At 65.0% G+C, this 6,427-nt stretch carries 5 protein-coding genes and 2 pseudogenes; 3 read left to right on the plus strand and 4 right to left on the minus strand.

Annotated features, from left to right (window positions below; translation table 11 throughout):
• Nucleotide 1: 1 nt before the first annotated feature.
• From MJ797_RS25295 to MJ797_RS25305, 3 genes and pseudogenes are all read right to left on the minus strand, one after another.
• On the minus strand, nt 2-658 hold the full coding sequence (locus MJ797_RS25295; protein ID WP_308128370.1) for an urease accessory UreF family protein: 657 nt from the start codon (nt 656-658) through the stop codon (nt 2-4).
• Nucleotides 659-959: 301 nt separating this feature from the next.
• Complete coding sequence (locus MJ797_RS25300; protein WP_239342020.1) at nt 960-2,018, minus strand: methyltransferase domain-containing protein; 1,059 nt, start codon at nt 2,016-2,018, stop codon at nt 960-962.
• A 497-nt stretch (nt 2,019-2,515) separates the two neighbouring features.
• Nucleotides 2,516-2,719, minus strand: a pseudogene (locus MJ797_RS25305) (urease accessory protein); the annotation flags it as partial.
• 124 nt (nt 2,720-2,843) lie between these two features.
• On the opposite strand from MJ797_RS25305, the gene MJ797_RS25310 reads away from it, so the two are divergent.
• Entirely contained in the window at nt 2,844-3,152 is a 309-nt protein-coding gene (locus MJ797_RS25310) for a type II toxin-antitoxin system CcdA family antitoxin (RefSeq protein ID WP_239342022.1), read from the plus strand.
• Nucleotides 3,149-3,631, plus strand: coding sequence for a PIN domain-containing protein (locus tag MJ797_RS25315; RefSeq protein WP_239342024.1), 483 nt, complete (start codon nt 3,149-3,151; stop codon nt 3,629-3,631). Before MJ797_RS25310 ends, MJ797_RS25315 begins: the two co-directional genes overlap by 4 nt.
• 29 nt (nt 3,632-3,660) lie before the next feature.
• Here MJ797_RS25315 and ureC read toward each other — a convergent pair.
• Nucleotides 3,661-3,930 (minus strand): annotated as a pseudogene (ureC, locus tag MJ797_RS25320) (urease subunit alpha); the annotation flags it as partial.
• A gap of 1,036 nt (nt 3,931-4,966) precedes the next feature.
• On the opposite strand from ureC, the gene MJ797_RS25325 reads away from it, so the two are divergent.
• A partial coding sequence (locus MJ797_RS25325) for a serine/threonine-protein kinase (protein ID WP_239342026.1) occupies nt 4,967-6,427 on the plus strand: 1,461 nt, incomplete at its 3' end.

Below are 6,427 nucleotides of genomic sequence, written 5' to 3' on the forward strand. Positions count from 1 at the left end.
CTTAGGAGGCGAACATCCGAATTTCGGCGGTACGGTGGCGCTCGGCGAGGAGGTCCAGACGCGGTCCGGCGAGCGCGGGCAGGTTCGCGGGCGGGCGTTCAGCGAGCGATACCGCTTTGGCGGCGATGCGCTCGAGGTCGGTCGCCAGCCGCGCGAGCAGGGCCGTGACCGCGAGTGGGTCCAGACCGAGCAGGCGGACGGCGCCCGACGCGGGTCCACTGACCGCTCCGTAGGCTACGCCGAGCGCGGCATCGGCGGGGGAGACCCCAGCGACCCCGGCGACCAGGCCGAACGCGATCGGATGGTGCGGCGCGGGGAGCAGGCAGCGCACGTCCGGCCAGGCGGCCCGGCCGGCGCGCAGCAACGCCCGGCCCTGGGCACGGCTTGCGGCCCGCTGCGCGGGGGAGGGGGTCCGCGCGTCCAGCTCCGCGTCCAGCTCGATGATGAGCCCGTCCGGAACGGGCCCGTTCGCCAGGCACAACCGGCAGGTGGCCGCGGTGAAAGTGGCGGCCACCAAGCCCACGGTGGCCAGCCGTCCGCGCAGGAATCGCTCGAGATCGTCGAGATCGCCGACGCTGCCGTCGACGACCGCCGCCTCGACACCGCCTGAGTGCGCATGCCCGCCGGCCGGTAGCCGCCCGTCCGCCAGTAACAACAACGCCGCCGAGGACGATCCTGCCGTGATGCCCTCCCTGGAATCGTGAACCGGGGCCTCGTAGGTTACCGGACCGGGACGGGTCTCTCCGGGTGCCCGGCCGGCGGAGGCGATCAGCGGTCCCGCGTCTCTCCCTTATCTCCGGAGAGAGGGCCAGGGACGGGGGCGGAGCCCCGGAAACAGAGAGCGAGACTGCCACCGCCCATGAAGCACCGCCCATGAAGAGTTGATCATGAGAGAGCCCCATCCCGAAAATGTAGAGAAGATTAGCGACGATCTTTCTTTGGTGTTTCTGCCCAGGTTGTCAGACGGCTGATCCCTGTATGGCTGGAAGAGTGTGTTCGGGGGTGTCGAGCCAGAACGTCTGGCCTTCGGTGGTGACGGTGATGCCGATGCGGGTGTGATCGGGGCTGCCGGCATCGATCCACCAGCGGTAAGTGTCCTCCAGCTCGTTCCAAAGGCTGCGCGGTCCTGACTGACAGACCTCATGTCTGTCAGTTCCGGGTATGAATGAGCCCCAAGAACCGGACGGGTGGTGAGATATCCATAGGATCTCGGTACCATCGCCTTCGGGGCGCCGGCCTGTCGTGCATCCTTGCATTCTGGCGCTGAACGCGAATCCGGCATGGAAATCGGTGAATGGTTCGATTGGATGAAGGCCGGTGTAGGTGATGTGCGCGCTCCTCTCGTCGGTTCCCCACACGTTTCGGACCCGCCGCTGATTCCTCATGTACATGAAGGGGGCTTCGCCGTGAAAGCGACCGTGCGCAGTCCCATCGGCCGCCACAGTGAGGCAGGCGAGGGCACCGTGGTGGAAGCTGCCGGCGATCGGGACGACGATCCGGCCTCCAGGGCGGGTCTGCGCGAGCCAGGCGGGCGGGACGGTGAACACGTTCGCGGTGGCGATCACCCTGTCGAACGGTGCACGCTGCGCGTAGCCGTCGGCTCCGTCACCGGTGATGACCGTGACGGGCAGGCGGAGTCTGGCCAGGGCAGCGCGGGCGTGCGTTGCTACGATGGGGTCGACTTCGATAGTGGCAACGGACCCTGGCTCGGCGCGTTCCGCTAGAAGCGCGGCGTTGTATCCGGTGCCGGCACCGATTTCGAGGATGTTCATTCCGGGCCGGACATCGAGCAAGGTAAGCATCTTGTCCATGAGCCAGCCCGCGGTGCTGGAACTTGTCGGGATGATGCCCTTGCCGTCGTACTCGTCGCTGCCGTCGTCGACCTGTGTGGTGACGGCTTCGGAACCGTTGACCTCTCCCAGCCAGGCTTCCGGATCGTCGGAACGACGTACCGGGACCATCCACCCGTCGTCACGACGAATCCAGATGGTTTCGGGAATGAAGTCTTCCCGCCTCATGCGGTGCCAGTCCCCTTGCAGGTCGGACAGGTGCTTCTTACAGTCTTCCCATCCTGGCTGACCTCGGTTGTCTTATCTCCCTTGCAGGCCGGGCAGGGCCCGGGGGACTGCGAGTGTTTTCCCACGGCGTCTCCTTGAGGCGTGCAGAGAACAGACGGTGATCTTGCCGGCGCCGACGGGCGTGGACGAGCGGCCTGACGTTAGGTTGATCACTCCGTGGTGGAGCGGCAAGAGGTATCTCTATGGGCGGAATCAAGCGGTCAGTGCACCGCCCGCCTCCCGTCGGGAGCCTAGGCTTGGGTTCAAATCGGGCTATTGGGGCAGATCGGGAACTTATTCGATCACGATCAAGCTTGCCGAGCCTCTGCTCCCAGCACAATGTGGGGTGCACTGAACTACTGGAGACCACCGGCCCTTCAGGTCCGCTGTCCACGGAACCGGAACCGGAACCGGGACCGCTCCAGCCCGTCCGGAACAGGTCTGTTCGCCAGGCGCAACCGGCAGGTGGCCGCGGTGAAAGTGGCGGCCACCAAGCCCACGGTGGCCAGCCGTCCGCGCAGGAACCGTTCGAGATCGTCGAGATCGCCGACGCTGCCGTCGACGACCGCCGCCTCGACACCGCCGGAGTGCGCATGCCCGCCAGCCGGTAGCCGCCCGTCCGCCAGTAACAACAACGCCGCCGAGGACGATCCTGCCGTCATCCGGGCCGCCACCTCCCAGTCGGGAGTGTAGGAGAGGCCGTGGCTGGCGAGGGGACACCGGCTGGCGGGGGGCAGCGCGGCGGATGCGGACAAGCGGAAGGTACGACGGTAGTAGCATTTTGGTATGACCATCCCTGCGAAGCGCAAGGTCTCGGTGACCCTCGACGCCGACCTCGTCGCGGCGGCCGAAGCCGATGGCGGGAACCTGTCCGCCCAAGTCAACATGGCTCTTCGGGACGAACTCGCGCGACGGCGACGGCACCGGGCGCTCGGTAACCTGCTCGACAGGCTCGCTGTCGAACGGGGGCCGCTCGACACCGCCGAAGATGCCGAAGAAATTATGAGATTCATGCGTCTGCTGGGCGGTACGACCGATGGTGCCGCCCCGGTCACCACGGATCACTCCGCACACGACCCCGGAACACAGCTGTGACGCGGATCGTCCTGGATGCGGAGGCCGTCAATGCGCTGGTGCAATCCGATCATCCCGCGGAGCGCACGGTACGCCGTGCGATGGAGGCCGCGCACAGACTGCGGCGGGACGTAGCGGTCGCTACGGTGACCCTTGCCGAGTTGTACCGCGGTGCTGGTCGCAGCCGGGCGCTGGACGCGGTGCTCGCCAGGGAGGCCCCGGACGGGCTGTTCATGCGTAACACCGATCGTGACCTGGCACGCCTGGTCGGGGCGCTGCTCGCCGAAACCGATCTTGGATCGGACCGCCTGGCGGACGCACATGCCGTTGCCGTCGCGGTCGAAGCGGGCGGCGGGGTGGTCCTGACCGGTGACCCCGAGGAGCTGGCTCGGCTGGCCGGCCCTTACCGTACGGTCGTCGTCGAGCCGCTGTCCGGAGCGGACGGCCCGTCACGACGCAGGCGCCGTCGGGGAGCCGGCCAGGAGCACGGCCCGTCCTGATGGGGGGAGGGGAGGCTCCCGGAAAGGAATCAGAAGAGGAAGTAGCGCTGGGCCATCGGGAGCTCGGTCACGGGCGTGGCTTCGATGGCCTCCCCGTCGATGGTCACGGTGAACGTGTCCGGGGCGACCCGGATGTCGGGGGTCGCGCTGTTCTCGGGCAGGTCGGCCTTACCGCGCTGGCGCACGTCGGCGACTGCGACCATGGCCTTGGCTAGGCCGAGCCGCTGCGGCAGGCCGTCGTCGAGGGCGGCCGGGGCGACGAAGGTCAGCGATGCCACCGCCGCCGGGCCGGGCGCCGCCCGTCCGCCAGTAACAACAACGCCGCCGAGGACGGTCCTGACGTGGCGCCCTCCCCGGTCTGGAGGCAGGGAATTCCCGGACCGGGTTCCCCACATCACCAACTGATGCCTCCTCACATCAGGATAGCGATATCAACCGGTCACGAGGACACCCCGCGATGAGGTCGGCTGGAAGGGCGACGGTGGTACGGACGGCATGATCTTTGCTGCGACGGCGGCCGGGGTCCCAGCTCCTCGGCACCGTCCCGGGCGTGCCCGGTCGGGCGCGCGGCGCCGGACCGGTGGGGAAAGCGTGGGATGGGCACAGCGCGGTGCCAGCTGGGTGATGTCGCTTTGTCGTGTGGACGAAGTACACAGTCGGTCGACGCGGCTGGCAAGCACGAGGGTGTGTCCTCGTGGCGGTTTGGCCGCTGAAGGTAAGCTTCGTTGACCTTCATACCAACCTGTTATGGATGTTGAACCGTGAACGGGGGCCGTGGACATGACGCGGATGCTGCTGGTGGATTCAGATGTCGGGGTGAGTCCGGCGGACCTGGTGGTGGCCTGGGAATCCGAGCCAGGGGCGAGCCATAGGAAGGAGGAGGGACCGAAAGCGTTCTCGGGGAAGGAGATAGCGGAGCACGGCGAGCAACGCCCGGCCGCTGGGAGTGAATACCGACCTGTCCACTTGGCGGTGCAGAATCACGAGTTGATGCTGGGCTGTCGGATTTCTGCGTCTTTGTCCTGATCGTTCATGGGTAGGAGGCGGAGCGGTGTAAAAATGATATGGATCATAGTGGGATAGGTCAGGCGTGGCAGCACGGCAGATCATATCACCACATCCGGTGCTGCTAGATCGGGCTATGGGGGACGTAGTTGTGGGTGGGTTTTCATTTCTCTAACCTGCGCGGATGGGTTTTCGGCAAGCGCAGTGTTCATCGTCCGCCGCTACACGGCGCTGAGGTTAGCGAGTTCTCTGTGTACCGGCTGCGCCAGGTACGCGTGACATGGGGAAGGAGTAAGGGGACTAGGCGCTCGCGCGCCGTCGCCGGATGAGATGGACATCAACCCGTTAGAGGTAGAAAGCGCGTTGCCGGATTACAAGGTGATCCGCAAATTGAATGCTGGAGGCTTTGGAGCGGTATTCGAGGCCGAACACCGCAACACTGGGCACCGGGTCGCGATCAAGGCGATCCACATGCATAGACAGTCCCTCGAGGCGACTCGTAAGGAGGTGGTGGCATTACACAAGTTGAGTAACCATACGCATATCGTGACGATCCTCAGGGATCCCGAAGAAAGCACCAGCCTTCAGAACGGCGGCCTCTTCACGATCGTGATGGAGTTGCTCCACAAGACACTGCGCCAGCTGCTTGCGGAAGCTCCAGGCAAGATCATACCTCATGAGCAAGCCTGCGCGATCGCCTTGGGTGTGGCGTTGGCTCTGGAGCGGATAGAGAGCACGAACATCGTGCACCGGGACATCAAACCCAGCAACATCATGTTCGCGACTGACGGAACGGTGAAGGTCACAGACTTAGGCATCGCAAAAACATTCGAGGGAACGTCAACCACTGTAGGTGGGCTGGTGGGTACCCCATACTACATGGCGCCAGAGCAGTGGGGCGGGCGTGGCAGCCGCATCAGGTCGGCCACGGACGTCTATGCACTTGGCGTCGTACTTTACCAGATGGTGTCCGGCGGCCTGCCGTTCGACTCCGCCGACTCGAACGAACTGTCGCGACTGCACAGGAAAGTGCCGCCACCCCGGTTACCGGATTTCGTCCCTGCCCGGATCGCGAAGGTCATCTACAGTGCGCTTGAAAAACAACAGCAACGCCGTCCCTCCGCCCGCGCGTTCGCCTGCGCCCTGGCGACTGCGGCCACGGCCGAGTACGGCCCGTACTGGACCGATAGGACCGGAGTCCGCCTCCATCTCGACCAAGAGCTAAAAGAAATCATAGCCGGTCCAATACCGCCGGTTTCTCCTCCAAAACTCCCCCCTCGTGGCCCGGGACGCCGGTGGTGGATGATTGTTGTCCCGGGCGCGTTGGTTGTCAGTGGTATTGTGGCGTGGTTCGTTTATTTTCTCAGCTTAGATCCGAAGCATTGCGGTCTCGGCCTGACTGATTCGAACTACGGCTCGGTGACAACGGAGCCCTATGGCTGTATCGGTATCAGCAGCGATATCGGAACGTTCCACATCGGCCAGACGAACAACCCAGACGAAAACCTGGAGGATGTCGGAAGGTTAATTATGAAGCAGAACCAGCAGGTCAGCGGAGACCAACCCATGACTCTTGTCTATATCGCCGCCCTGACTGACCCTCCGGATAAACCGTCGTCGCAGGAATCACCGGGACGAGTCGCTGCGCGTGAGGAGATGATGGGTATCGCCGCCGCTCAGCTGCTGAACAATACTCAGTTCCGCCCGGTCTCCATCCTGTTCGCGAATGCCGGCGCGCGGATGCAGGGCGCGTCCACGATCGGGACATTCCTGAAGGCGCTGGTTGCCGGT

Origin of the sequence: Protofrankia sp. CiP3 (assembly GCF_917627345.1) — a bacterium.
Lineage (GTDB): Bacteria > Actinomycetota > Actinomycetes > Frankiales > Frankiaceae > Protofrankia.

Excerpts from the sequence above, each read along its gene's own strand:
- MJ797_RS25300 (WP_239342020.1), bottom strand. The coding sequence starts at position 2,018 with ATGAGGCGGGAAGACTTCATTCCCGAAACCATCTGGATTCGTCGTGAC.
- MJ797_RS25310 (WP_239342022.1), top strand. The coding sequence starts at position 2,844 with ATGACCATCCCTGCGAAGCGCAAGGTCTCGGTGACCCTCGACGCCGAC.